At 68.5% G+C, this 24315-nt stretch carries 26 protein-coding genes and 2 pseudogenes; 17 read left to right on the top strand and 11 right to left on the bottom strand.

The window, feature by feature from the left end:
- Nucleotides 1-34: 34 nt before the first annotated feature.
- Both OHB49_RS05780 and cpt read left to right on the top strand, forming a co-directional pair.
- A complete protein-coding gene (locus tag OHB49_RS05780; RefSeq protein WP_329158466.1) occupies nucleotides 35-955 on the top strand; it encodes an SDR family oxidoreductase in 921 nt (306 codons plus the stop codon).
- A 432-nt stretch (nucleotides 956-1387) separates the two neighbouring features.
- Nucleotides 1388-1909, top strand: a complete 522-nt coding sequence (gene cpt, locus OHB49_RS05775; protein WP_030979908.1) for a chloramphenicol phosphotransferase CPT — start codon at nucleotides 1388-1390, stop codon at nucleotides 1907-1909.
- 154 nt (nucleotides 1910-2063) lie between these two features.
- Here the strand turns inward: cpt and OHB49_RS05770 are convergent, their stop codons facing one another.
- Nucleotides 2064-3122, bottom strand: coding sequence for a phosphotransferase (locus OHB49_RS05770; protein WP_329158465.1), 1059 nt, complete (start codon nucleotides 3120-3122; stop codon nucleotides 2064-2066).
- A gap of 90 nt (nucleotides 3123-3212) precedes the next feature.
- Between OHB49_RS05770 and OHB49_RS05765 the strand changes: the two genes are divergently transcribed.
- Nucleotides 3213-3404, top strand: coding sequence for a hypothetical protein (locus OHB49_RS05765; RefSeq protein ID WP_329166827.1), 192 nt, complete (start codon nucleotides 3213-3215; stop codon nucleotides 3402-3404).
- 643 nt (nucleotides 3405-4047) lie between these two features.
- Entirely contained in the window at nucleotides 4048-4221 is a 174-nt protein-coding gene (locus tag OHB49_RS05760; RefSeq protein WP_158711307.1) for a hypothetical protein, read from the top strand.
- 240 nt (nucleotides 4222-4461) lie between these two features.
- Here the strand turns inward: OHB49_RS05760 and OHB49_RS05755 are convergent, their stop codons facing one another.
- Nucleotides 4462-4974 carry a lamin tail domain-containing protein gene (locus tag OHB49_RS05755; RefSeq protein ID WP_329158463.1) on the bottom strand — a complete coding sequence of 171 codons (513 nt, stop codon included), beginning with the start codon at nucleotides 4972-4974 and terminating at the stop codon, nucleotides 4462-4464.
- Nucleotides 4975-5514: 540 nt separating this feature from the next.
- On the bottom strand, nucleotides 5515-5931 hold the full coding sequence (locus OHB49_RS05750; protein ID WP_329158462.1) for an SAV_915 family protein: 417 nt from the start codon (nucleotides 5929-5931) through the stop codon (nucleotides 5515-5517).
- 329 nt (nucleotides 5932-6260) lie between these two features.
- Between OHB49_RS05750 and OHB49_RS05745 the strand changes: the two genes are divergently transcribed.
- On the top strand, nucleotides 6261-7355 hold the full coding sequence (locus tag OHB49_RS05745) for a magnesium and cobalt transport protein CorA (protein WP_329158461.1): 1095 nt from the start codon (nucleotides 6261-6263) through the stop codon (nucleotides 7353-7355).
- Nucleotides 7356-7453: 98 nt separating this feature from the next.
- Here OHB49_RS05745 and OHB49_RS05740 read toward each other — a convergent pair whose 3' ends face one another.
- Nucleotides 7454-8416 carry a helix-turn-helix transcriptional regulator gene (locus OHB49_RS05740; RefSeq protein ID WP_329158459.1) on the bottom strand — a complete coding sequence of 321 codons (963 nt, stop codon included), beginning with the start codon at nucleotides 8414-8416 and terminating at the stop codon, nucleotides 7454-7456.
- 70 nt (nucleotides 8417-8486) lie between these two features.
- On the opposite strand from OHB49_RS05740, the gene OHB49_RS05735 reads away from it, so the two are divergent.
- The 3 genes from OHB49_RS05735 to OHB49_RS05725 all read left to right on the top strand — a co-directional run bounded on the left by OHB49_RS05735 (nucleotide 8487) and on the right by OHB49_RS05725 (nucleotide 10522).
- Nucleotides 8487-9287 (top strand): DinB family protein, encoded by an 801-nt coding sequence (locus OHB49_RS05735; protein WP_329158457.1) that lies wholly within the window; start codon nucleotides 8487-8489, stop codon nucleotides 9285-9287.
- Between the two features lie 2 nt (nucleotides 9288-9289).
- On the top strand, nucleotides 9290-9961 hold the full coding sequence (locus tag OHB49_RS05730) for an alpha/beta fold hydrolase (protein WP_329158455.1): 672 nt from the start codon (nucleotides 9290-9292) through the stop codon (nucleotides 9959-9961).
- Between the two features lie 177 nt (nucleotides 9962-10138).
- Complete coding sequence (locus OHB49_RS05725; RefSeq protein WP_329158453.1) at nucleotides 10139-10522, top strand: hypothetical protein; 384 nt, start codon at nucleotides 10139-10141, stop codon at nucleotides 10520-10522.
- Between the two features lie 151 nt (nucleotides 10523-10673).
- On the opposite strand, the gene OHB49_RS05720 is transcribed toward OHB49_RS05725, so the two are convergent.
- The gene (locus OHB49_RS05720; RefSeq protein ID WP_030977609.1) at nucleotides 10674-10991 is read right to left on the bottom strand and encodes an antibiotic biosynthesis monooxygenase family protein; all 318 of its coding nucleotides are present in this window, start codon (nucleotides 10989-10991) and stop codon (nucleotides 10674-10676) included.
- 60 nt (nucleotides 10992-11051) lie between these two features.
- Here OHB49_RS05720 and OHB49_RS05715 point away from each other — a divergent pair, with 60 nt between their 5' ends.
- Together OHB49_RS05715 and OHB49_RS05710 are read left to right on the top strand one after the other, a co-directional pair.
- A complete protein-coding gene (locus OHB49_RS05715) occupies nucleotides 11052-11384 on the top strand; it encodes a hypothetical protein (RefSeq protein ID WP_329158450.1) in 333 nt (110 codons plus the stop codon).
- Nucleotides 11385-11515: 131 nt separating this feature from the next.
- Entirely contained in the window at nucleotides 11516-12175 is a 660-nt protein-coding gene (locus OHB49_RS05710) for a response regulator transcription factor (protein ID WP_329158448.1), read from the top strand.
- A gap of 325 nt (nucleotides 12176-12500) precedes the next feature.
- Here the strand turns inward: OHB49_RS05710 and OHB49_RS45805 are convergent, their stop codons facing one another.
- The 3 genes and pseudogenes from OHB49_RS45805 to OHB49_RS05700 form a co-directional block, all read right to left on the bottom strand.
- Entirely contained in the window at nucleotides 12501-12710 is a 210-nt protein-coding gene (locus tag OHB49_RS45805; protein WP_443079629.1) for a transposase, read from the bottom strand.
- A 124-nt stretch (nucleotides 12711-12834) separates the two neighbouring features.
- Nucleotides 12835-13710 (bottom strand): annotated as a pseudogene (locus OHB49_RS05705) (IS701 family transposase); the annotation flags it as partial.
- 122 nt (nucleotides 13711-13832) lie between these two features.
- Entirely contained in the window at nucleotides 13833-14741 is a 909-nt protein-coding gene (locus OHB49_RS05700; RefSeq protein WP_030977606.1) for an SMP-30/gluconolactonase/LRE family protein, read from the bottom strand.
- 85 nt (nucleotides 14742-14826) lie between these two features.
- Between OHB49_RS05700 and OHB49_RS05695 the strand changes: the two genes are divergently transcribed.
- Nucleotides 14827-15264, top strand: coding sequence for an Lrp/AsnC family transcriptional regulator (locus tag OHB49_RS05695; RefSeq protein ID WP_329166374.1), 438 nt, complete (start codon nucleotides 14827-14829; stop codon nucleotides 15262-15264).
- A gap of 58 nt (nucleotides 15265-15322) precedes the next feature.
- Here the strand turns inward: OHB49_RS05695 and OHB49_RS05690 are convergent, their stop codons facing one another.
- Entirely contained in the window at nucleotides 15323-15643 is a 321-nt protein-coding gene (locus OHB49_RS05690) for a DUF6191 domain-containing protein (protein ID WP_030977603.1), read from the bottom strand.
- A 58-nt stretch (nucleotides 15644-15701) separates the two neighbouring features.
- Nucleotides 15702-16688, bottom strand: a complete 987-nt coding sequence (locus OHB49_RS05685) for a class I SAM-dependent methyltransferase (protein ID WP_030977600.1) — start codon at nucleotides 16686-16688, stop codon at nucleotides 15702-15704.
- 288 nt (nucleotides 16689-16976) lie between these two features.
- Here OHB49_RS05685 and OHB49_RS05680 point away from each other — a divergent pair.
- The 6 genes and pseudogenes from OHB49_RS05680 to OHB49_RS05655 form a co-directional block, all read left to right on the top strand.
- Nucleotides 16977-17090 (top strand): annotated as a pseudogene (locus tag OHB49_RS05680) (IS701 family transposase); the annotation flags it as partial.
- A 145-nt stretch (nucleotides 17091-17235) separates the two neighbouring features.
- Nucleotides 17236-18015 (top strand): SDR family NAD(P)-dependent oxidoreductase, encoded by a 780-nt coding sequence (locus OHB49_RS05675; protein WP_030977598.1) that lies wholly within the window; start codon nucleotides 17236-17238, stop codon nucleotides 18013-18015.
- Nucleotides 18016-18380: 365 nt separating this feature from the next.
- Complete coding sequence (gene nadE, locus OHB49_RS05670; RefSeq protein ID WP_329158441.1) at nucleotides 18381-19211, top strand: ammonia-dependent NAD(+) synthetase; 831 nt, start codon at nucleotides 18381-18383, stop codon at nucleotides 19209-19211.
- Nucleotides 19212-19643: 432 nt separating this feature from the next.
- Nucleotides 19644-20663: a DUF4331 family protein gene (locus OHB49_RS05665; RefSeq protein ID WP_329158439.1), complete on the top strand. Its 1020-nt coding sequence runs from the start codon at nucleotides 19644-19646 to the stop codon at nucleotides 20661-20663.
- Between the two features lie 121 nt (nucleotides 20664-20784).
- Nucleotides 20785-21306, top strand: a complete 522-nt coding sequence (locus tag OHB49_RS05660) for a hypothetical protein (protein ID WP_030977593.1) — start codon at nucleotides 20785-20787, stop codon at nucleotides 21304-21306.
- A gap of 155 nt (nucleotides 21307-21461) precedes the next feature.
- The gene (locus OHB49_RS05655; protein WP_329158436.1) at nucleotides 21462-22142 is read left to right on the top strand and encodes a DUF4328 domain-containing protein; all 681 of its coding nucleotides are present in this window, start codon (nucleotides 21462-21464) and stop codon (nucleotides 22140-22142) included.
- Nucleotides 22143-22374: 232 nt separating this feature from the next.
- Here OHB49_RS05655 and OHB49_RS05650 read toward each other — a convergent pair whose 3' ends face one another.
- On the bottom strand, nucleotides 22375-23877 hold the full coding sequence (locus OHB49_RS05650; protein ID WP_329158435.1) for an FG-GAP repeat protein: 1503 nt from the start codon (nucleotides 23875-23877) through the stop codon (nucleotides 22375-22377).
- Between the last annotated feature and the right edge of the window lie 438 nt (nucleotides 23878-24315).

Here is a 24315-nt window from a genome sequence, read left to right as displayed (position 1 = left end):
TTGCAGTAACTGAAGTCAAGTGTTGGGGTTTCTCATGCGCATCTTTGTGACCGGCGCGTCCGGCTTCATCGGCTCCGCCGTCGTTCCCGAGATCATCGGCGCGGGGCACCAGGTCGTCGGGCTCGCCCGCTCCGACGCCTCCGCCGCCGCGCTCACCGCCGCCGGCGTGGAGGTCGTCCGCGGCACCCTCGATGACCTTGACGTCCTGCGGGACGCGGCCGCCGCGTCGGACGGGGTGATCCACCTCGCCTTCAATGGCGAGCGCGCGTTCACCGGTGATTACCAGGGCGCCGCCGATGCCGATCGCCGCGTCGTCGACACCTTCGGCGATGCGCTCGCCGGCACTGATCGCCCTCTCGTCCTCGCCACCGGCTTCATCGGCTTCCCGACAGGGCGCGCGGTGACCGAGCAGGACGCGCCCACCATCGACGGCTCGCCGTATGTGATTCGGTCGGCCACCGCCCAGGCCGCGCTCGCTTTTGCCTCGCGCGGCGTCCGCTCATCGGTGGTGCGGGTCTCTCCGACCGTCCACGGCGAGGGGGACTACGCCTGGGTGCCGCACCTGGTCGCCACCGCCCGCACCAAGAACGTCTCCGCCTACATCGGCGACGGCGCCAACCGCTGGCCGGCAGTCCACCGCCTCGACATCGCACGGCTGTTCCGCCTGGCCGTCGAGAAGGCGCCCGCCGGATCGGCGCTGCACGGCGTCGCGGAAGAGGGCGTCGCGCTCCGCGACATCGCCGAGGTGATCGGCCGCCACCTCGACGTACCGGTGACCTCCGTGGCCCCCGAAGCCGCGGAGGAGCACTTCACCTGGCTGAGCCCCTTCATGAGCCTTGACGTCCCGGTGTCGAACACCCTGACCCGCGAACTGCTCGACTGGCAGCCCACCCACCCCAGCCTGCTCGAAGACCTCACCAAGGGTCACTACTTCCACACCCCCGTCACCACCTGACCAGCTCCGAAGACGCCGCCTGCCCGGCACGCGCCGACTCTTACGCAGCGCATGAACATCGGCACCGGAGCCGGCGGGTGGCGCGCAGGCCGGCGCCATTTTCTGCGGCTTCGGACAGACAACTCCCGTATATGTCAAGCGAGTTGGAAATCTCAGCGGCGGTCTCTCCGGCGTTACCGCAGGTGGAATCGCTGCGTCTGCCGGCCCCGGACCTGACCGGTTCGACGCTCCTGGCCGTTCACCGGCGGCCGCATGCCCGCGGTACCCCCCCCACTGGGACGGCCTGCCCGATGCCTCCGACCGGAAGCTCACACGTGAGGTCGTACGCGACTTTGTACATGAGGTCGTACCTCGACAACTCCAGAGGATCCACACCCAAACCCGTTTCGGTCGTCGCCGAGGTGCCTCTAATGTGGCGCGGTGATGACTCAGATGATCGTTCTCAACGGTGGCTCCAGTTCGGGGAAGTCCGGGATCGCCCGGTGTCTGCAGGCGGTGCTGCCGGATCCTTGGCTGTCCTTCGGAGTCGACACACTGGTCGAGGCGATGCCCGCGTCCATGCGGACGTCGGATGCGGGCATCGTGTTCGCTCCGGACGGTGAGGTCATCGTCGGTCCTGAGTTCCGGACGCTGGAAACGGCGTGGATCGAGGGGCTTGCCACGATGGCCCGTGCGGGTGCCCGGATCATCGTTGATGAGGTCTTCCTCGGCGGAGCGGCGTCCCAGCAGCGGTGGCAGCAGGTTCTTGGCGGACTGCAGGTGCTGTGGGTGGGCGTCAGGTGCGACGCCTCGATTGCCGCGGGTCGCGAGATCGCGCGTGGTGACAGGATTGCCGGGATGGCGGTGTCGCAGGCGGATTCGGTCCACCGGGGCATGTTCTACGACCTGGAGGTGGATACGACGCATACCGAGTCTATGGAGTGCGCGCGGACCATCGTCACCCGGGTCAAGTGATCGACAGCCTGGTGCCTGCTGCTCTGACCACAGTGCCGGGCCGGTCGGACAGCCGCGGTGAGGGAGCGTCCGCCCCAGCCGATGCCGCCTCGGTGATCCGCCCACTGCGGTCCCCGAGTCCTTGGCCGACACACTCTTCGACCGCGTAGGACCGTCAGTGCCAGGGGCGTGTGTCCTGCGCGGGCAGCGGGCGCAATGTGGGCCAGCGTTCCAGCAGGCGTACGGCCATTGCCGCGCTGAGATGACCGAGTGCGTACAGGTCGTCGTGGTCGCGGGTTTGGTCGGCGACTACGCCGAGCCGGTGGACGAGGCGCTCCCGAGCGGAGACGTAGCCCCACTCGAAGTCCTCTGCCGGTACCCGTGCGAGGTGGTCGACCGACTCGCGGTGGGCGCGTTCGACGAGCGCGTCCCCTCGGATCAGCCAACCGGCGCAGGCGTCGGCGAGGTCCCCGGGGACGTCCGTGCCGGTGAGGCTCCGCCAGGTGGCACGGTAGATGTCCTCGACTTCCGCAAGCGGCGTGCCGGTGACCGACATGGCGCACCAGCAGGTCGGGAATCCGATGCGGAAGTAGGCGAGTTCGACGAGGCCGTTGCCCAGCGAGGCCTGTTCGAAGTCGACGAAGCGGACGCCGGTGGCGGTGCGCAGATCGTTGCCGGGGCAGGGGTCTCCGTGGAGCAGCGCATGATGGGGCGTGGGGTCCAGCCGGTCGATCAGGGCGGCGAGTTCGTTCGGCACTGCCGGTGGGACGGGGACGTCAAGCGCTTCGGCGAGGGCGATGAAGGACTCGGCGTCGGTGGCCGTCGGTCCGGACCACGTGGGAAGCGTGCCTGTGTCGGTCGGCCCGGTGAGTGAGTGCAGCCGGGCGAGGGCCTCGGCATAGCCGGGCATCCAGTCGTCAGCCGCTCCGGGACTGTCCAGGTGCTCCAGGACCATCACTCGGGACGCCGGGTCCGTTCCGAGCAGCGTCGGCGCGACGGTCGGTCGGGTGGCGCGTGCGGCAAGCCGCAGCGCGGCGACTTCCCGCGCATAGCGCGCATTGCCGTCGGGCCCGGTGCCCCCTCCGTCGGCGATCTGTTTGACGATCACCCGGCTCCCACCGCGCAACTCCACCCGCCACACCCGGGAGCGCGGACTACTGTCCAGCAGCGTGGCCTGCGTGGGGGAGCCCACTACGGAGCGCAGCTCGTCGCTGATCGGCACCTGAGACGACATGGTGGTCAGCGTAGGGCGTTCTGCCGCACGGGGTACGACCACGTTCAAGTCCAAGGTCACAGCGTTGCTGTGGCAGGCCAGGTCAGCAGATTGCCGGCGCCCGACGGCCGGCCACCACATAATGGTTGGTTCTACGACCGTGACGAGAACGGCCAGTTCCGGCACTGCTGCACCAGCACCATCGGAAACGTCTTCTTCGAACTCGTCCAGCGGGACGAGGGCTACCGGGGATTCGGGGAGCAGAGCGCCCATGTCCGGCTGACCACGCAGCTTGCACGGTAGCCCCGAGGGGCGCGACGTGACTCGCGGCTGGGCGGCTGCACGTCGCGCGGTGAGCGAGCCGCATCCGTAGACCTGTCCCGCTTCGGCACCGCCGACCCGACCGCTGTCCCTTTCGATTGCGCGCCGGCTCTTGCGTTTGGCTCCTTCGACTCACTCGTTGGACAGCTGCGTCCGGCCCCTGCCCGCACGTGCCCGGCCGCTGCACATGGCCACGTGCCGCCACCAGGCCGGGCAGGTGTGGGCCGTTGGAGTGACGCAGCCCGCCCACATCGCTTTCGGTCCTCACGCCCCGACCGGGCGAGCTGCGATCTTCACCGAGTCGTCACGGTCGTCAGTGCCGACGTCAGGTCCCTGGAGATCCGGTGTACGGACCTTGAGACCGGTGCGGTGCTGCCCGTCCCGGCTGTCATGTGACAGCGGGCCTGGACCCCTGTCATCGACGGGTTTGATCACCATCAGCGCGGTGTGGGTCGGGAGGGCAGGGGGGTCCTCCATTCGGCCCGTTGTGGTTGCTGGAGGGCGGAGTTGGGAGTGGGCTGTCAGTGCGCCCAGTGATGGTCGCGGGCGCCAAGAGGGGCATCCCCCACCGAACGAGCTGGGGCCGATCCCCCTCGCCGACCTACACGAGACTTGGAGATTTCCCATGCCCTACCGCAAGGGACAGCACGTGGAGTACCGGGACCACCAGGACGAGATCCAGCGAGGCGAGATCCGGCAGGCCGAGGGCAGCGGGCCGCAGACTCGCTATGCCGTCCAGAACGAGATGACCATGCGCGAAGAGAAGATCGGCGAGAACCAGATTGAGCGGGAGCTTTAGTAACAGCCCTGCCGACAAAGCCGCCGTCGCACCGAACCAAGGTGCGACGGCGGCTGCTCGTCAGGTGCTGCTGTCCTGGCTCCTGGGGTGGCCTGTCGACCGACGACAGGCCCGCGCCCATCCCGCCCGAGGGGAGGCAGGTGTGCGCGCGGGCTGCGTGCCGCCACTTCGGGGGCGGGGGGTGGCGGCACGCAGCGGTTCCGGGAGGGGGTCGGCTGTCAGTGGCGGGTGGGGGTCAGGTCAGCGGCGGTGTCCGCGGTCGTTGGTGCGGTGGTCGCGGTCGCGGCCCCAGGACTTGGTGTCGACGGTCCGGCCGTGGTTGTCGCGCAGGGTGGCCTTGTCGGAGTAGTTGCTCCAGATGTAGTCGGTGCGGCGGTCCTGGTAGACGTTGGCGCGGGTGTCGTGGCCGCGTCCGGTGTGGATGCGGACGGTGGCCCGGGCGCCCAGGCGGAGGTCGTCGAAGCGGTAACGGTTGCCGTCCCGGTTCGAGAGTGTCCATCCGTCCAGGTTCACCGGCCGGTAGCCGGTGTTGGTGACCTCGACCCATTCCCCGTTCAGTGAACGGTTGGAGTGGTCGTCACGGCCCGGGCTGTTGTACTGGATGCTGCCGAGCACCACACGGGAGTACGTCTGGTGGTGACGGTCACGGTTGTGGCCGTTGTCGGCGGATGCCGGCATCGCCACGACGGCGACAAGGGAACCGGCCGCCAGACCGGTAGCGACGAGACGACGGACAGTACGAGAAGCAGACACGTGATGTCCCCTCAAGTAGAGGCGCCCAGGCCCAGGTCGGAGCCATGTTGCGCGGTGCGGGTCCCGGCTCAACAAGCCGAGGACCCACACTCTGAACCACCCGTCCGCCTGTCGGCACAGGCTTCAGCCTGCGTTACAAAATGCGGATATTTCCGTAACCGATGACTGTACCGATCACAGACCCCGCACGGGCGTGCCCCTGACATTCACTGGGCACGGCAACCATCCCGGCCACCCGCGGCAACAAGCCCTTTCCGGCACCTCCGCACGCCGTGGCACACCACCCCGCGCTCCGCCACCGGTGTCACGTAAATCGGGTAACAGGCACAATGCCTCACACTTCGGACAATGCCGCGATGATCGCACGCTTGAGCGAGCCCGAGAGGGGCACCTCGCGGTCGACGAGCTGCTCGAGCACATCTGGTGGCCTTTCGGGCCATTGGTGGTGTGTGTGGGGTGGCGTCCGCCGTGAGGGGGGTTTGGTGGACGCCGGGTGTGGGGGGTGGTGTCAGAGAACGGAAACTGACATGTGGCGCCTCCTCAGCCGATCAGCAGATTCAGACATGCGACGACGGCAGCGGCGCCGGTCACTCGCAGGGCACCGACGTGCTGGGGATGCCATGTATGCGAGGAGCTCGCGCGTTCGATGTCCCTGGAGACCGAAGGGGTTGTCGCGGGGGCGGAGAACTGCGGGTCGACGGTGAGGGCGGTCACGCCCAGGGGGGCCGCGAGAGCGCGCAGTGCGGGTTCGGAGAGCCTGATGGAGGGCTGGTCCGTGCCCAGAGTGGCGGTGAGTTTCGCCGCGGAGGTGAATCCGACGGCGGTGCGGCCGCCCAGGGGGGTGCGGAAGAACCGGGACGTACATCCAGCGGGCCCCGACCGGACAGGGACGTAGAGAAGTCCGGCCGGGAACCGTTCAGAAGGCTCGGGGTCCTCGGGAAACTCGACTGGAGACATGGTCCTGCTCCTCGCAGAAGGCGACTGGCGGCGCCCGGTCGGTCCGGCCGGGCGCTTCATCGAAGCTATGCCCGCCCACCGGCGATGAGCCGCCGCACTGACGGATGCTTGACGCCAGGCCCCCTCCCCGTAACGCGACGCTGACGGACCACGGCGTTCCTGGTCAGCGTGGTCTCCGAGCTTTCGGGCAGAACCCACAGGGCGCCTTGGAACGGAACCCCGGGTCAGGCGTCGTTCGGCTTGGTGTGTACGAGCGGGTCGCCGCAGGCTCTGACGTCCCCTTTACCTTCTCCTGGCACACTGGCCCGCACCTGGCGAAGGAGTACTTCATGTCGATGGTCGGCAGCCTGCGCAAAGTCGCACGTCTGGCGCGGCGGGGGCGCCCTGTGGACCTCAGCCACCCGGCCCGTTCGCCGCTGGGCTCCACCGTGGTCAACTGCGTCATCTACCGCGACGGCGTCCGCCAGAAGGCCGCCCCCAGCGTCGAGGAATCCGTCGCCCGGGTACGCAAACGCGGCGACGGCTTCGTATGGCTCGGCCTGCACGAGCCCACCGAGGCGGAGTTCGTGCGGGTTGCCGAGCTGTTCGGTCTGCACCCGCTCGCCGTCGAGGACGCCGTCCACGCCCACCAGCGGCCCAAGGTCCAGCAGTACGGCGACGTCCTGTTCGCCGTCTTCAAGTCGGTCGCCTACGTCGAGCACGCGGAACTGACCGCCACCAGCGAGGTGGTGGACACCGGAGAGATCATGGTCTTCGCCGGACCCGACTTCGTGGTGACCGTACGGCACGGACGCCACGGCTCCCTGGGCTCCCTGCGCGAAGGCCTCGAGGAGGACCCACGGCAACTGGCCAAGGGACCGGCTGTTGTGCTCCACGCCATCGCCGACCAAGTCGTCGACGACTATCTGACCGTCACCTATGCCGTCCAGGACGACATCGACCAGGTCGAGACGGACGTCTTCTCACCGCACGGCTCGCGGAGCGCCGACGTCGGGCGCATCTACCAGCTCAAGCGCGAGCTTCTGGAACTCAAGCGTGCTGTGGTCCCGCTCGGCCGCCCCCTCCACGTGCTGACCACTGAGTCGATGCGCTCCATCGACCATGAGATACAGGCGTACTTCCGTGACGTCGCCGACCACTTGGCCCGCGTCATCGAGCAGATCACCGACTTCGACGCGCTGCTCGACTCCATCCTCCAGGCCCACCTCGCCCAGGTCACCGTCGCGCAGAACGAGGACATGCGGAAGATCACCGCCTGGGCCGCGATCATCGCCGTGCCGACGATGGTGTGTGGCGTCTACGGCATGAACTTCGAGCACATGCCCGGACTGCACTGGCGCTTCGGCTACCCGGTCGCTCTGGTCGTCATCGCGACCGCTTGCCTCGTCATCCACCGGGGCTTCAAGCGCAACGGCTGGCTGTGACCGCCGATGCTGTGCCCGCGCCGCGATGTGCTTTTCCGCCCCTGGCCGTTGCGCACCGACTTGGCGCAATGCGTCGACCAAGTCCTTCGAAATCGCCGTCAGGGTTGGTCCGCCAGGGCGGCAGCGAATCGTGCCGCGAGCGTCGCGACCGCGGCACGGAGTTCCTGCCCGCCGTCGACGCGGAAGGGGAACGGCACGCTCGCCAACCACTCCTGCGCGTACATCGCCGGGTTGCTCGTGCTGCCGACGAGCACGCACCCCTCTCCCGATGGTTCAAGTCGCCCCATCGAAGGCCGGATCCATGGCGCCACCTCAGCCAGTGGAGCGTCGAACACTACGTGGGTGGGGAACTCCCACCCGGTGCCCAGGTTCTCTTCCACCGCTGCCACCGGGTCGAGGCCATCGGGCGGATCGAACCCGTGGGCGGTCTGCTGAACCGCGCGGACCCGGTCGACCCGATAGGTGCGGATCGCGTCAGCGCGATGGGAGTGACACAGGAGGTACCAGCGCCCGTGGCGGACGACGACCGCCCAGGGATCCACCTCGGCCTCCCACTCGTTGCCGGACTCGCTCCGATACGTGATCAGCGCTCGACGTCGGGCCGCGACGGCTGACACGAGTGCGCTGGTGATGGAGGGATCCGTACGGGCCGAGTACCGGTCGGGCGCAGCTGACGCGTGCTCTCGCAGCACCGCTGCTTGTCGGCCGACGCTCTCGGGCAGTGCCCGGATGACCTTGCCCAGGGCGGAACCGACGAGGTCGTCGACATCGGCGGCGGCCGGCCGGCCGTCGAGGACCGCCATGACCAGGCCGAGTGCCTCGTGCTCCGTGAAGACGACCGGAGGCAGCCTCGTCCCGCGCCCCAGCCGGTACCCGCCATGTCGGCCCCGGGCCGACTCAACGGGGATGCCCGCCTCTCGGAGGATCTCGACGTACCGACGCGCCGCCCGCTCCGTGACTCCCAAAGCCGCGGCGAGTTCGTCGGCCGTCACGCCGGGGCGGGTCCGGAGGATCTCGATGGAGCGCAGAGCTCGTGCGGTGGGGCTGGAGTCGGTCGGCACCCCAGCAGATTAGATGGGCACGAGATAAGCAGGAAGTAGATCGTCCGGAATTGGTCCTAGGGTGACGTTCATGACCGAGTTCCGCGAGCAGGACCTCACCGGAGCGCGCTTGGAGCGCGTCAACCTCCGGGGTGCCACCTTCACCCAGGTGTCCCTGAATGACGTCCGCATGCAGGCAGTCGACTTCACCGGGGCGCAGGTCCGCGGCGCCCTGTTCCATGAGAGCCGCATGCGTGGCGTCGAGTTGGTCGACGTCGAGATCAGCGGCGAGCTGAAGAACGTCGTGGTGAACGGCGTCGACATCGCACCGCTCGTCGACGCCGAACTGAACCGCCGCATGCCCGAGCGGGCGAAGATGCGCCCCGACGACACCGACGGGTTCCGTGAGGCGTGGGCAATCCTGGAGCGGCTCTGGGAGGACACCGTCGCGCGTGCGAGGACGTTCCCCGAAGCGGCGCTCCATCGCAGCATCGACGACGAGTGGTCCTTCATCCAGACCCTTCGGCACCTCAACTTCGCCGGCGCCGCCTGGGTGGGCCGGATGATTCTCGGCAACCCCTCGCCGTGGCACCAGTTGGACCTGCCGTGGGACGAGGCGCCCGGCTGGGACGGTATCCCGTGGGACCGCGAGGTCCGACCCTCGCTCGACGAGGTGCTCACGGTCCGACGCGAACGCCAGGCCATGGTCCGCCACGTCATGGAGTCACTCACCGACGAGCAACTCGCCTCTGCGGTGACGCGCACCGAGCCCGGCTGGCCCCGGATGGAAAACTTCCCCTTCAAGGTATGTCTCAGCATCGTCCTCAACGAGGAATGGGAACACCGGCTTTATGCCGAACGTGATCTGACCTCCCTGGAGAAAGAGAACTGACCATGGACATCCTGCTCATCGCCGGCCTCTGGCTCGACGGATCCGCATGGGACGATGTCGTGCCCACGCTGGAGGCACTCGGCCACCGCCCCGTGCCGCTCACCCTCCCCGGTCAGGGCGACGGATCTGCGTCGGCCACGCTCGACGACCAGGTGGCGGCAGTGCTCGCGGCCCTGGACGCGGCGTCCGAAAAGCCCATGGTGGTGGGGCATTCCGCAGCCTGCACCCTGGCTTGGCTGGCCGCCGACGCGCGACCGGAGAAGGTGGCCGAAGTCGTCCTCATCGGCGGTTTCCCGGCCGCCGACGGGGAGCCCTACGCCGACCTCTTCGAGGCGAAGGACGGTGTCATGCCCTTCCCCGGCTGGGGCCCGTTCGAGGGGCCGGACTCGGCCGACCTCGATGAAGATGCCAGGCGCAGCATCGCGGCTGCTGCGATTCCCGTCCCCACAGGGGTGACCAAGGGGCTGGTGCGTCTGGTGGACGAGCGACGGTTCGACGTCCCGGTCGTACTCGTGTGCCCCGAATTCACCCCCGCCCAGGCTCAGGAGTGGATCGGCGCAGGTCACGTACCCGAGCTCGCCAAGGCCAAGCACCTTGACTTCGTGGACATCGACTCAGGTCACTGGCCGATGGTCAGCAAGCCGACCGAACTCGCCCGGCTCCTGGTGTCCTGAGTCGGTGCTCTGTTCGGACGCATAAGCCCGTCCCATGGCACGGACGGGGGCGGCCGAAGGCCGAGTTGACGCTGCCGTATGCGGAACAGGCCGCACGTGAGGAGTGCGTGCGGCATCCGGGCCGGTTGAGTAGCCGTACTCAGGCCCGAAGCGGTCCGCTCGCGGAGCATGGTGCACATGCTCATGTGGACCGTGGACCTTGGCTCGGCAGCCTTGCTCACAGCGCTGGAGGTGGCTGCCCTCGCCGCGTTCTGGTTCGCCGAAGGCCTCAAGCAATGGGCTGCAGGGGGAGCACGTCCTCCTGGCGCGACGGCCCGGCTCATCCTGGTGCTGACCGTCGGGCCGACCGGCCTTGTGGCGGTCGGCTACGGCTTCTACCGGGCTGACCTACCAGTGGCGTGCGGATCTCAGGCACTGCTGGCCGCCGCCCTCATCCTGCTGTCGGTCCTGGGGGGAGGAACGGAGTGCGCCCGCTGGATCACCCAGCACACCTCAAGGAGTTGTCCGCTCCGTGAGCGCGTTCGCCGGCGAGGGCGAACGACTTGGCGGAGTGGCAAGTGATGGCCACACCCGGCCGACGATGAAGGCCGCACCGACTCCCGAACGTATCGACGTACCAGACGCCGCCCGATCGACGCAGGCGAGGCGCAGGGCGTCACCGCTCGCCCCGGATGATCGGGGCACACACCCTGGCCTGCGATCCTGCTTGCAGCTACTTTCCTTCTGGCGCGGCCTGTTGCACGACCTCGAAGGACCACAGCGTCGACCCACTTGCGGCAGGCTTCGGTCGTTCGCCGCCCCCCTGATGCGCCTCCTTCATCGGGCCCTCCATCCACGCCTTGAACGACCCTTCGTCGCGCCACCGCGTGTACACCAGGTAGTTGTCAGTGCCTTCGACAGGGCGGAGGAGTTCGAACCATTCGAAGCCGTCCGAGTTCTCGACCGCGTGGGCGCGCGAGGCAAAGCGCTTCTCCAGGGTCTCGCGCTGTTCGGCGGGGACAGTGAGTACGTTGATCTTGACGACGCTCATGGCTCCATCCTGCCCCACGCCCGGCCCGCGTCGAAGAACGTCGGTCGGAACGGTCAGGTGTTGAACTGGTGCCACCCGCGACAGGGCCGGACCGGCCGCTCCACACCTGGCAGAACTCTCACTCCGGCCGCGGCTCCCAGCGGAACCGTCGGACGGCGACGACCGCCCCGGCCGCCCCCGGACGAGCAGCACGCCGAGGCTCTTCCAGGCGAACCCGGTCTGCGCGCCGAACGCCTCGAGCAGGCGCTGACCAATGTGCGCAAGCACGCGCCCGGTGCGCGGGTGACGGTTCGGGTCGCGTACGACGAGGCGCAGGTGCGGCTCACGATCCGCAACACACCGCCGGCCGGCCGAGCAGCGCCCTGGTCGGCACCGGCTCCGGCCTGGGCATAGCCAACCTCCGGCAGCGCATCGAACTCGTGCACGGTACGTTGCGTGCCGGGTGCACTCCGGACGGCGGGTTCTGCGTCGAGGCCACGCTGCCCGCGTACGTACCGACTGCGGAATTGGCGGTGTGACTCCCCATGGTCCGAGTGGTCGTCGTGGACGACGAGCCGATGGTGTGCCGGTTCCTGCGCACGATTCTCGGCTCGGCCGACGACCTGGACGTCGTCGACGAGGCGCACGACGGGGCGGCCGGTGTCGAGGCGGTCGTGCGCAACCGGCCGGATGTCGTGCTCATGGATCTGCGTATGCCCGGCATGGACGGCCTCACCGCGATCGAGCGCATCACCGAGCTCGCCGACCCGCCGGCCATCGTGGTGCCGACGACGTTCGACGCAGACCAGTACGTCCTGCGCGCCCTGCGGGCGGGGGCGACGGGGTTCTTGGTCAAGTCCACCCCGCCGGAGGAGCTGATCGGGCTCGTCCGGGTGGCCGCGGAAGGGCATACGGTGCTGTCGCCGACGGCCGCTCGTCGGCTGATCGCGGCGTCTACCGAGAGCCTCTCGGCCCGCGATCGCGCACGGGAGCTCGTGGGGTCGCTGACCGAGCGGGAGGTCGAGGTACTGGCCTGCCTCGGCGAGGGCATGTCCAACGCACAGATCGCCGCGCGGCTGTACCTGTCGGAGGCCACGATCAAGGGGTATGTGTCACGGATGCTGGACAAGTTGGGCTGCATGAACCGGACTCAAGCCGGGCTGATCGCTCATGACGCGGGCGTGGTCGGTGGGCAGGACGGGTGAGCGGCGAGCGTGTGAGGAGCCCGCCCGAGTACGCGCACCCGCTCCGCTCCCACTCGCCTCGCGCCGCCACCACCCCTGGTCTGAGCCCCGGTTGAGGTCCCGGTCCAAGGTCCCCGTCCCGGCGCCGGTCCGGTCGGGTCGAAGCCGGCGACGACGCGGCAGATGTGCGTGCCAGGCCCCGCGAGCCCGGCGTGATCCAAAGGAGAGGCCCTAGTAGGGCTTGGTCAGGTTCGTATGGGGGTGGGTATGTTGCGGTGGCAGGTGGGGCAGGCGCCGACCCAGAGGGCGAGGAGTGTCTGGAGTTCGCGGAGGACCTGGTAGAGGCTCAGACCTGCGCTGAGTCTTTTGGGTGGTGTGCCAGTCGTTGCAGGGTGCAGAAGGCATGAGCTGCGGAGACGAGGGTGACGTGGTGATGCCAGCCGTTCCAGGTGCGGCCTTCGAAGTGGGCAAGTCCCAGGGCCTGTTTCATCTCGCGGTAGTCGTGCTCGATGCGCCAGCGTAGTTTGGCCAGCCGCACCAGTGTGGCCAGCGGCATCCCGGAAGGCAGGTTCGAGAGCCAGAACTGCACCGGCTCGGGCTCGGTGGCGGGCCATTCGGCCAGCAGCCAGCGCTCTGGTAGTTCTGGACCGTCGCCGGCTGTGCGGGCACCGCGTCCGGCCGGTCGGACGCGCAGAGCGACGAAGCGTGAGTGCATGCGCTTGAAGCCGCTTTGGCCCTGGCCTGGCCGGGATCCTTCCCGCCAGGACACCGGTCTCGCAGCAGCCCGGCCGGGCCGCGATGACCAAATTTTTCATGGTCTGTGCAGGCTCGGGATACTGCATCTTCGGTGGCCGGCCGGTGCCCGCATAGGCAGGCTGGACAGGCCGGGCGCCGGCCCGATGGGCGGTGTGGCGGGAAGAAATGCCCACCGCATAAGGCAGGTTGCGTTCCTCCAAGCCCAGACGGAAGGCGGCGGCATCACCGTATCCGGCGTCCGCGACGACCAAGGGGAGGTCGATGCCCCACGAGCGGGTCTCATCGATCATGTCCAGGGCCAGCTGCCACTTCTCCACATGCCCCGCCTGGGAGGGAATGCCGCAGCGGCCCCGGCGGGCGACCTTGTCCGCATCCGCCTCCGGCGAGCCCGGATCCCAGGAAGCGGGCAGGAACAGCCGCCAGTTCACCGCGGCCGAGGCATGATCGCGGGCCAGGTGCAACGACACCCCGACCTGACAATTGGTGACCTTGCCCGCGGTGCCGGTGTACTGCCGGGACACACACGCCGAGGCGTCCCCGTCCTTCAAAAAGCCGGTGTCATCGACGATCAGCGCCTCCGCACCGATCACATCCTGCATCTTCCAGGCCAGCCGGGCCCGCACATGCGCTGGATCCCACGGGCTGGTAGTCACGAAGTGGGCCAGTGCCTGCCGGTTGCCGTCCTCGCCCAGACGCGCCGCCATCGGCTCCACCGACTTGCGCCGACCCTCCAGCAGCAGCCCACGCACATACACCTGCCCCCACCGCCGCTGATCCGCACGGAAGAACCCGTCGAACATCTCCGTCGTGAATGCCTCCAGGTCCTCCCGGACCCCGGCCATCTCTTCAGGTGTCACACCACCTCAACGACACTCACCAACAAGCAGACACGCCACCCACGAGTGAAGCTGACCAAGCCCTACTAGAGGCGCGGCGCCCCGGTCACCGACATCACCAGCGAGTACAGGGAGGTGGTGGCCGTGATGAACAGGCGGTTGTTCTTCGGGCCGCCGAAGGTGATGTTGGAGACGGGCTCGGGCACGCGCAGCCGGCCGATGAGGGTGCCGTCGGGGTGGTAGCAGTGGACGCTGTCGTCCAGGGCGGCGGCCCACAGGCGGCCCTCGTCGTCGAAGCGGATGTTGTCGAAGTGGACGTTGCCCCGGCCCTCGGCGAAGACCTTCCCGTCGGAGAGGGTGCCGTCCTCGCGGATGTCGAACATGTGGATCCGGGCGGTCCGCGAGTCGGAGACGTACAGTCGCTTCTCGTCGGGGGACAGGATCACGCCGTTGGGGCCCTCGAACCCGTCGGCAGCGAGGTGTACGTCCCCCGTCGCGGGGTCGATCCGGTACACGTTGCACGCGCCGATCTCGGAGTCGGCGCGATGACCCTCGTAGTCGCTGGTGATGCCGAAGTCCGGGTCGGAGAACCAGATCGTGCCGTCGGAGCGTACGACGGAGTCGTTCGGGCTGTTGAGCCGCTTGCCGGCGTACCGGTCGGCGAGGACGGTCACGGTCCCGTCGGGCTCGGTGCGGGTGACGCGGCGGTTGCCCTGCTCGCAGGTGACCAGGCGGCCCTGCCGGTCGAGGGTGTTGCCGTTGCTGTGGCCGGCCGGGGTGCGGAAGACGCCGACCGTGCCGGTGGCCTCGTCCCAGCGCAGGATGCGGTCGTTCGGGATGTCGCTCCAGATCAGCTGGCGCCAGGCAGGGAGGTACAGCGGACCCTCGGCCCAGCGGCAGCCGTCGTGCAGGACCTCCAGCCTGCTGTCGCCGTTCGCACAGCGTTCGGTACGGAAGCGATCATCCAGGATCTCGTACAGACCGTCGGCGGGCATGGCGTCCTCTCAGAAGGATTGACCAGAATATGATTCAACGTAACATGCATATAGCCGAACCAGGTATGGTTTTTGCATGAAACCAGTGGATGACATCGACCGTCAGCTGATTGCGTTGCTCCAGCGGGACGCCACCCAGTCGTATGCCGCACTGGGCAAGGCGGTCGGCCTGTCGGCGGGTGCCGCGCACGAGCGGGTGCGCAAGCTGCGGGAACAGGGGGTCGTCCGGGCCACGACGGTCGACGTCGACCCCGCGGCGCTCGACCGCGCAGTCCTCGCCTTCGTGCTGGTCGACTCGACGGCGTGGATGGGCGACCGTGCCGAGGACTTCGCCGCCGTGCCGGAGATTCAGGAGGCGCACGTCATCGCAGGCAGCGCTGCCGTCCTGGTGAAGGTGCGCACCGCGACCACCGAGCGGCTCCAGGACGTGTTGCGCCGCCTGTACGCGATCGACGGGGTCAGCGGGACGCAGGCAACGGTGGTTCTGGAGACCTTCTTCGAACGGCCGTTGGACGCCGGTTAGTACACACCAGCGTTCCTCCACTGTGCCGGTCGCAGGCCAACGAACGGTGAGCGGTCCGCTACTTGTCGGTCCGCGGCATCCGGACGACCGCGGTCCCTTTCGCCAGGTCCACCGTTGTCCGGTTCGGCGGAGCTCCGTCCTCCTCGTCATCCCGCATCAGCAGTGCCGACTGCCGCTCCTTGAGTTCGTTCTGCTTCCCCGGCGAAAGACTCGCGTGCAGTTGCTCGAACCCGGTTGCCGAAATCTGGCCCTGACGTGCCGCGTTCCGCCACGGCAGGACGCCGGCCCGCCCGGCGCGCAACAACAACTGATCGGCGAAAGCCAGCACGGTCAGCAGGATGACCAGTCCGGGCAGGGTCATGAGGACGACGAATTCCATGTCCTCAGTATCCGAGGCCAAGGATGGGCGCTTCGGCGCCCCCGGCACCGACCGGTGGCTACGCCCCGCGCTTCACCTTCTTGATCAGCCTGGCAAGACGAGAGGATCCGCCGTTGGGCTTGGCCTGGTTCAGCGCCTTCTCCAGCTGGGCGAAGTGGTCCTTGCGGGTCCGGCTCAGGTATTCGTTCGAGGTCAGCGGCTTGGCTATCTTCCAGGCGCGGCGGTGGTCACCCTCGTAGTGGGCGACGTAGGCCTTGGCGAGTTCGATCACGGCCTTGAACGGGATTCCGCCGGTGTAGTCCCGGTCGACCACGTCCTGGACGTCCGACATCAGCTTCAGCTTCTCGTCGATGTCGAAGGCGTCCTCGGCTATGGCCCGCAGCACGTCCTGTGGGATCGGCTTGACCACCTCGAAGGCGAGTGTGGAGCGGATGGGCGGCCCGGCGATCTCGATGTACGGCAGCAGCAGACCGGTGCTGTAATGCAGCCACGGCAGCCGAGGGCTGGCGAAGTCCTGGTGCAGCAGCACGGAGCCTGGCTCCAGGCGGGGCAGGAAACGCTCGGCCACACAGCGGAAGACCCGCGCCGTCTTGGCGATGTCGACGTGCAGGAACTCGATGGGGCTGTGGTCCTCGGGGTCGGAGGTCTGCCAGATGTCGCCGGGGTGCAGCTCGATGAAGTCGATGAAGGGCTTCAGCTTGTCCTTGAAGTCGTCGAGGAAGGAGTTCGTGTCCTCGGGCGCGACGCCGGCCGAGAAGAATTTCTCGGAGGCGAAGGTGCCCTTCCCGACCCGGAAGAAGTCGTACGCGTGCAGCTTGTTGGTCTTCTCGTCGAAGTCCGGGTTCTCCTTCAGACCGAGAGCGAACGCATACGTCGATCCGCCGCCGCCCGACCCGAGCTCGATCACCTTGCCCTCTCCAGTCAGCCGATGGCGTCCCAACAGGTAGAGAAAGCGCAATTCCCATGCGCTCACCTGGGAGTAAGGGATCGCGTCCGGAAGTTCGACATCGTCGAGCTGGAGGTAGAGCTTGCTGAGCGGTGCCACGGGTGCCTCGCGGTTTCAGTCGGGTGGACAGGTCGCGATATTAACGTCGTGTGCCGGAGATCCGTCCGTGAAAATCGGCGATGGATTCGAGGTTTTCCCCGGCCGCCATACTCCGGATGAACAGTGTTGGGCCGACGTTCCCTTTCCGGATCCGAGCGCAGATGATCTCGACTTGGGGTGGCCGCGTGGCGTAAGCCGTATGCGCACACCACGGCAGGCCATGCAAAAGCAGCTGACCGCCTCTGACCAGGCATTACCTGTCGTGTCCCAGTTCACCGACCACGACCAGGGCCGGCCCTGGTGAACCGGGAGTTGTATCTGCCCAGATCCTGGACGGAGGATCCCGGCCGCTGCAAAGCCGACCGGGTGGGTGAGGAACGGGCCTTCGCGACCGGGGGCGAACCGACCATCGCGCCTACCACTGCGCCGCCGCCGGGCTGCCGGCCGACATCGCCTCGACCCGCATCCGCCCACCCATGTTCAGTGGAGGCCGGCCTGCCACAGCCTGGGCGGCGCTGTCGCCGTGGACAGCCCGTAGGGTGCGGGCATGATCTCGCAAACCTATCTCTCCGAGCTGTTCTCGCTGGACAGCCGGGTCGCCGTGGTGACGGGTGGCAGTTCCGGCATCGGCCGAGCCATCGCCGGGGCTCTCGCGCGAGCGGGGGCGAGCGTGGTGATCGTGGCGCGCAAGGAATCGGAACTGGCCGCCACGGTCGACGAGCTGGCGGCGGACGGCTGCCGGGCGGCCTGGGTGAGCGCCGACCTGAGCACCCGCGACGGGGTGCGCGCGGCGGCGGAGCAGGCCGCGGAGGTGTTCGGCGAGCCCGACATTCTCGTCAACAGTGCCGGGATCAATCTTCGGCCGCCGATGGACGAGTTGGACGAGGAGGCGTGGGACGCCACGATGGCGGTGAACCTGGAGGCGCCCTACTTGTTGGGCAGGCGGTTCGGGCCCGGCATGGCGGAGCGGGGCTTCGGCCGGATCATCCACATCACCTCCCAGCAGGCGCACCGGGCGTTCGTCCAGAGCGGCGCCTACGGGGTTTCCAAGGGGGCGCTGGAGTCGCTGGCCCGCTCTCAGGCCGAGGCGTGGTCGCCACACGGCGTCACCTGCAACACGTTGGTACCCGGTTTCGTCATGACCCCGCTCAATGCGCGGTTGTCGTCCGACCCGGAGAAGGTGGCGGCGCTGGCGGCGCGCACGATGGTCGGGCGCAACGGCCTGGCCGAGGACTTCGCCGGAGCGGCGGTGTTCCTGGCCGGCCGCGCCTCCGGCTACGTCACCGGGCAGGCGATCTTCGTCGACGGCGGCTTCTCCGTGCACTGAGCCCCGCACGGCATGCAAGCCGAACCGACCGCTGACTCGGCTCGAGACCGAATCGGGCGCCCAGGTCAGGCCGCGGTTCACGCGTTGTCGCGCCCCGCTGGGGTGGCTACTGCTCAGCCCGAGCCGGATGGCATCAGCAGGGCCGGTAGCCCTTCCGGCCATGTCGGGTCCCTGGGCGACCAGTGGCGGCTCGGTGGTGAGTCGGTCCTTCACCTCGCGGATGTGCAGGATGACGGTGTCGGGTCGGTGGTGAACGGGCCGACACCGCCGACGGTGAGGTCGTCCCACCGGCCCCGACACGGAACAAAGCCCTACTCGGTAAAGTGGGCGCGACAGAGCACCGTGAACCGGAACAAGGAGCAGACGTGAGCGAGCCGGCGTCCATCGCCCTGCAGCAGGGGATCGCCCGGGATCTCCAGGTCGCCGAGAACTTCGAGGCCGAGCGGGAGATCGAACGCCGGGTGGCCTTTCTCGCCGAGCGACTGACCTCCACCGGTCTGCGCTCCCTCGTGCTCGGCATCAGTGGCGGCGTCGACTCCACCACCACCGGCCGGCTGTGCCAGCTCGCCGTCGAGCGGGCCCGGGCCGCCGGGCACGAGGCGCGGTTCTACGCGATGCGGCTGCCCTACGGGGTCCAGGCCGACGAGCACGACGCCCAGCTCGCGCTCTCCTTCATCCAGGCCGACCACGTGCTGGCCGTGGACATCAAGCCCGCGAGTGACGCCGCGCTCGAGGCCTCGCTGGCCGCCGGCGTGAGCTACCGCGACGCCCACCACCAGGACTTCGTGCACGGCAACATCAAGGCCCGGCAGCGCATGATCGCCCAGTACGCGGTGGCCGGCGCGCACGACGGCCTGGTCGTCGGCACCGACCACGCCGCCGAGGCGGTCTCCGGCTTCTTCACCAAGTTCGGCGACGGCGCCGCCGACCTGGTCCCGCTGACCGGCCTGACCAAGCGCCGGGTGCGCGCCGTCGCGGACGCGTTGGGCGCGCCCGCCGAGCTGGTGTGGAAGACCCCGACGGCCGACCTGGAAACCCTCGACCCGGGCAAGGCCGACGAGGACGCGCTCGGGGTCACCTACGACGACATCGACGACTTCCTGGAGGGCAAGCCGGTGGACGAGCGGGCCCTCGAAACAATCGTCCGCCGCTACCGCCTCACCGACCACAAGCGTCAGCTGCCCGTCGCCCCCTGAGGGCCGTCCCGTAATCCCTGGCGGGCGCACGACGACAGCTACGGCACCTCGCTGCGTTGTCGGGACGCCCGAATACGACCGGCACGACGACGCCCCTCCGCCTTGCGATGTACCGCATCCGACGCAGCACGCTGATCCACCAGGGGATTACCGGACGGCCCTTGGAGCGTGTCTCTTTTATGAGTTGATCAACGGATCGGCGACCCTCTGAAGGCTGAAGGCTTGCTCTCGGACCGCGAGACGATCGCCTTCCGCCTGTCGGTGACCCATTCGAGGGTTGTTTGACGGCTGTGCCTTCGCCCTCGATGGTCGGAATGGTGTGGCGGCTAGCGTGGATGCACCGCCCAGGTGTGGGTGTACCTCACGCGCCCCGGAACGACCGTTCGAGCGTACTAGCGGTTTTCCGACGGGCGAGCAATGGAAGGGCCTGACATGTCCAACCACTTCACCGGCCTCAGCCTTGGGCCGCCACTCGGCGACCAGCGCCTCGATCTGTGCGACCTGTACGCCTTCGGGGCACCCGGCGATCCGAGCAGGACCGTTCTCATCCTCAACGCCAATCCCAACGCAGATGCCCTGCACCCCGACGCCGTATATCGCCTGAATATCGACAACGACGGCGATTACCTGACGGACGTCGCTTTCAGCTGGGTCTTCAGCCCGCCGGCGGCTGACGGCTCGCAGACCTACAGCGTCTTCGTGGCAACCGGTGCGGAGTCCCGCAGGCCCGAGGCGGTCGGCACCAAGATCGTGTCGGACGCCGCCGTCTCCTTCGGCCCCCAGGCCAACGTGGTCAGCAGCGGCGACTACAAGGTGGCCGCCGGTAGCCGCAGTGACGCCTTTTTCTTCGACTTCGACGGAATCAAGAACCTGTTCGACACCAGCGGCAACCGGAATTTCACCGCGCCACATCTGGGTGGAAAGTCCCCGTGGGTCGGCGTCGACTCCAACAGCACGGCCAACGTCTTCTCCATGGCCGTCGAACTGCCGACCGCGGAGCTGGCTCCCAGGCCCGAGCTGCACATCTGGGGGCGGTGCAGCGTCCTGCGCGACGGCGAACTCGTCCACGCGGACCGGGCCGGGCACCCGTCGATGAGCAGCTTCTTCAACACCGACGACACGAAGGAGGAGTACAACGCCAGCGAGCCGGTCAACGACCGGGCCAGGTGGACGGACCAGTTCGTCCACCTGTTGGGCCACACAGGCGGCTACTCGCGTGAGGAGGCGATCACCGCGCTCGACGAGCACGGCCTGCTGCCGGACGTGCTGCACTTCGACCCGTCCAAGCCTGCCGCGTACCCGAATGGCCGGACATTCACGGAAGACGTCATCGACATCCGCGTCGCGTTCCTCACCAAGAACGAGGCGCCGCCCACCGGTCTGACGCCGCACACCGACACCCTGGACCGGTTCCCGTACCTCGGCGATCCGCACCCGGCAACCACCTCCTGACGGATCCCGGCGCGGGACACACCCGGGGCTCCGACTGCACACCGTCTGAAAGAGCGTGCTGATGCCCTGACGGCAACGCATCGGATCGAGTCCTGAACAGCAATGTGTGCAGGCAAAAAGTATGCCCGGCAGATCGTTCGGCGTGTACGCCGGGGCGGGAGGGCGCGGCCGGGCACAGTGGAGCAGGGCCGACCTGGCCTCGACCACCGAGGAACGGAGACCGCCGATGCTCATGGCCACCCGCGGCATCACGGGCAAGGAGCTCGCCGACGACCTGCTGCAGGGTGTGAGCAGCGAACAGATGAGGGCGGCGACACGCCTCCTCGGTGCCCACCACGACGGCTACTGGCTCCGGCGTTTCTTCGAGGACCAGGAACTCGCGGACGCGGCCGGCCAACCGCTCCTCGAACATGCCGGACCTCGCCCTTCCATCGACTGGAACGCGGTGGGGCTGCTCCTGCTCGCCGACAGACCCCCGGCACACAAGGCATCGAGCAGCGAAGTGGCCGTGCTGGAGTTCGCCGCGTCCCTCGTAGGGCGCGCCCCCATCCAACTGCAGCGCGTCATTCACGCTGTCGACGACACCGAATTCCGGCTCCTCCTGCGAGCACTGATGGCGGCCGCATACGGGGAAACCCACTGATCCGCGGCAACCAACTGCGGCCTGCCCGGTAGCGGCGCATCATCCCGGCGACCGGGACCGGGGTCGGCGGGCGGGTTCGACGCGACAGCCGGGACAGTGCCGCCCGTCGGCCGGTCGCCGACACCCTTCCGAACGGCAGAGCCCGGCCTGTGACCATGGGAGAGTCCAAGCTGGACTGGATACCGAGCGCGGCATTAGGTTCCGTCCCTGTGAATCACGACGACGCCGTCGCCATATCCCCGCCCGCGCCATCGACCGAGCGCGAGCCGCTCTTCGTGCCGAGGGCGATGACGACCGTGGTCATGGCAGCGCTCGGGGTCTGCGTGCTGGTGAATGCCGCATTGCTCATCGCTCAACTGCGGTTTTTTCGCGCTGCTGACGGCTCGTATGCCGCCGTCCAGAGGGAGATGTGGGTCGGCAACCTCACCGGCATGAGGCTGCTCACCTTCCTGGTGACCGGAATCGTCTTCCTTCGCTGGCTGTGGCAGATGCGGGTGAACGCCGAGGCGCTGGCGCCTCGCGGACACCGGATGAAACGCGGTTGGACCACAGGCGCGTGGCTGGTGCCGGTCGCCTGCTTCTTCCTGCCCAAGCGGATCATCAATGACATCTGGGCCGCCAGCTCTCCGCCCGACAGGCCGCGGCGTACCGATGCACTGCTGACGTCGTGGTGGCTGCTCTTCGTGGCCGCGCAGCTTCTCGCCTTTCCCTCCACCTCCCGGGGCCCACTCTCAACAGAGATGGCCGGGGCCGCGCTCCATGTCCTCGCAGGAGTGCTGGGTATCGGTGTGGTGCGGCGACTTGCCGCGATGCAGAGAGCGCGTCTCCACGGTTGAGCCTGGCAAGACTCCGGGCCCGGCGGAACTTTCGGGAGGTGTGCTCCGCTGTGCGCGGCGCGTCGGTGGTCGTCAGCGTGACGCGGAAGCGGTGGGCCGCACAAGTCTCCCGGAGATTGGTTCGTGGCGCTGTGCCCGCATCGTCACGGGCACAACGCCACGTTCGGCGACCGGACGGCTGGTCCGACCCCAGGGATTCCCGGAGAATCCCCGGCCCTTCTTGAGGCTTCCGCTACTCGTCGATCGCCGCACCGAACTGCGCGTCGGCCACCGGCGCCCCGAGGCGTGCCCCGTCGTAGGTCCACGTGCCCTTGGCGACCAGCCCCGACGACGACGCGGGGATGACCCAGACGAAGCCGTCGTCGGTGTTCTCGCCCGGTGCCGCCGCCAGCAGGCCGAAGAGGCCGTCGCTGTTGGCGTCGACCAGCCGCACCTGGCCGCCCCAGGCGTCCGAGGCCTCCGCCCCGCCGGGGATGTCGGGGTGATTCTGGTCGAAGCTGCGCGCACCGGACGCCGTCAGTCCGCCCGGTGCGCCGCGCAGCGTCCAGACCGCACCCGCGTTGGAGACGGAGCCGATGTCCTCCCCGGGCGCGCCGATGGCCAGGTCCGGCATGCCGTCGCCGTTGGTGTCGCCGGAGGACATCTCGGCGCCCCACCGGTCGCCGGCCTCGGCTGCGCCGGGTACGCCCGGGGAGTCCTGCGTCCATGTCTGCGCCGGGGTCGGGTCGAGGCCGGACAGGTCGCCCTGGCCCAGATAGACGGAGACGGCTCCGCCGACGGGCGAGTCGACGCCCGTGTCGCCGATGGCCAGGTCGTCCTGACCGTCGTGGTTGAAGTCGCTGGAGACCACTGCGGGACCGCCCTCGAACGTGCCGCCGTCCGTGAGCGCCTCGACGCTGGGTGCGCCGTGCAGCACCTGGGTGGCGCCGATGCCCGGCTGGTCTCCGGTGGTCACCCCGGAAATCGCCAGGTCCGCCCAGGAGTCCTCGTTGTAGTTGCCGTGGCTGAGGCTCCGCAGGGCGAAGCCGGTCCCCATCGGGACCACGTCCAGAGCCCGGACTCCCTTGTCCGCGAGCTTCAGTTGCTGGGTCGCTGCCCCCGGCGGGGCAGTGAAGAACAGCAGCGAGTCGTTCTCCACGACGGCAACGCTGTCCCGCAGGTTGGCGTCCGGGTGTGCCGGGTCCGGGGCGAAGTACCGGGCAGCTTCGATCGCCCGCCCGAAGTTCGCGCCGGCCCGCAGCTGGTCGGGGTTCTCCAGCCAGGTGCTGTCGGCCCCGTGCAGCCCGGTCGGCGAGCCCCAGAAGACGACGGCGCCGCCCGCGTTGGACAGCCCGGCCAGGTCCTCGCCGGGGATACCGACGATCGCGTCGTCGTAGCCGTCGTTGTCCAGGTCGCCGGAGGCCACGGCCTGCCCGAAGCGGTCGCCGGCCTCGGCACCACCCGGGACGCCCGAGGTGTTCTGGTGGAGGATGCTCTTCTTGGTGGTGCTGAGACCGCTCGACGAGCTGTACTGCACGGTGACGTAGCCGGCGCCCGCGGCGCCGCTCACCGTGGCGCCCGGGGCGCCGATCAGCACGTCGTCGAAACCGTTGCCGTCGTAGTCGCAGTTGTGCTGCTGCCAGCCGATGGACGGAAAGGGCACTGCTGCCTCTGCGGCGGGGGCCGCGAACACGGCGCCGCCACCGAGGGTGAGGAGTGCCGCGGCCGAAAGGGCCGCGCTTCTGATGTGACGCACAAGAACCTCCTTGGTCTCCTGGGTTGCCTACCGCGTCCTGGTCAGCGGCGGTGGATTGTGCGTGGGCGCGGTCGGCGGAGACGCATGGCCGATTCCCCAGCGAGACGCCGAAGCACAGAGCGGTGCAGGTGTCCGGGAGCGCCGGACAGCGCCGTCGCGCCCGCCGCAGAACGGCGTGGGATCATGTCCGGCCTCCCCGTGGGGTGGTGCGGTGAGGGCAATGCCCGTATGCACTCGCCTAGAAGACATCCGAAGTTCACTCAGGGTTGTACGCCGCGCTGGATGGTCTTCCGATGCGGGGCGGTCTCAGTTCGACCTGCTCCTTGCGATACGCGACGCTGAGGAATCGTCGGCCCAGGACAAGTGGCACCTGTGCACCGATCTGACTCGCCCCGTCAGAGGTCAGCCGCGCCCCGCCCCGACAGCACCGTTCACTTC

The sequence above is a fragment of the Streptomyces sp. NBC_01717 genome (genome assembly GCF_036248255.1).
Lineage (GTDB): Bacteria > Actinomycetota > Actinomycetes > Streptomycetales > Streptomycetaceae > Streptomyces.
The sequence above is the reverse complement of the archived record's forward strand: the minus strand, read 5'-3'. Positions and strand labels throughout refer to the sequence as shown.

Bases quoted from the DNA above. Each gene is read 5' to 3' on its own strand.
- OHB49_RS05690 (WP_030977603.1), bottom strand. From the start codon at position 15,643: ATGGAATTCGTCGTCCTCATGACCCTGCCCGGACTGGTCATCCTGCTG.
- OHB49_RS05725 (WP_329158453.1), top strand. From the start codon at position 10,139: ATGCTCATGTGGACCGTGGACCTTGGCTCGGCAGCCTTGCTCACAGCG.
- OHB49_RS05735 (WP_329158457.1), top strand. From the start codon at position 8,487: ATGACCGAGTTCCGCGAGCAGGACCTCACCGGAGCGCGCTTGGAGCGC.
- OHB49_RS05665 (WP_329158439.1), top strand. From the start codon at position 19,644: ATGTCCAACCACTTCACCGGCCTCAGCCTTGGGCCGCCACTCGGCGAC.
- OHB49_RS05675 (WP_030977598.1), top strand. From the start codon at position 17,236: ATGATCTCGCAAACCTATCTCTCCGAGCTGTTCTCGCTGGACAGCCGG.
- OHB49_RS05730 (WP_329158455.1), top strand. From the start codon at position 9,290: ATGGACATCCTGCTCATCGCCGGCCTCTGGCTCGACGGATCCGCATGG.
- OHB49_RS05720 (WP_030977609.1), bottom strand. From the start codon at position 10,991: ATGAGCGTCGTCAAGATCAACGTACTCACTGTCCCCGCCGAACAGCGC.
- cpt (WP_030979908.1), top strand. From the start codon at position 1,388: ATGATCGTTCTCAACGGTGGCTCCAGTTCGGGGAAGTCCGGGATCGCC.
- OHB49_RS05660 (WP_030977593.1), top strand. From the start codon at position 20,785: ATGCCCGGCAGATCGTTCGGCGTGTACGCCGGGGCGGGAGGGCGCGGC.
- OHB49_RS05745 (WP_329158461.1), top strand. From the start codon at position 6,261: ATGTCGATGGTCGGCAGCCTGCGCAAAGTCGCACGTCTGGCGCGGCGG.
- OHB49_RS05700 (WP_030977606.1), bottom strand. From the start codon at position 14,741: ATGCCCGCCGACGGTCTGTACGAGATCCTGGATGATCGCTTCCGTACC.
- OHB49_RS05770 (WP_329158465.1), bottom strand. From the start codon at position 3,122: ATGTCGTCTCAGGTGCCGATCAGCGACGAGCTGCGCTCCGTAGTGGGC.
- OHB49_RS45805 (WP_443079629.1), bottom strand. From the start codon at position 12,710: ATGCCGCTGGCCACACTGGTGCGGCTGGCCAAACTACGCTGGCGCATC.
- OHB49_RS05780 (WP_329158466.1), top strand. From the start codon at position 35: ATGCGCATCTTTGTGACCGGCGCGTCCGGCTTCATCGGCTCCGCCGTC.
- OHB49_RS05710 (WP_329158448.1), top strand. From the start codon at position 11,516: ATGGTCCGAGTGGTCGTCGTGGACGACGAGCCGATGGTGTGCCGGTTC.
- OHB49_RS05655 (WP_329158436.1), top strand. From the start codon at position 21,462: ATGGGAGAGTCCAAGCTGGACTGGATACCGAGCGCGGCATTAGGTTCC.
- OHB49_RS05760 (WP_158711307.1), top strand. From the start codon at position 4,048: ATGCCCTACCGCAAGGGACAGCACGTGGAGTACCGGGACCACCAGGAC.
- OHB49_RS05750 (WP_329158462.1), bottom strand. From the start codon at position 5,931: ATGTCTCCAGTCGAGTTTCCCGAGGACCCCGAGCCTTCTGAACGGTTC.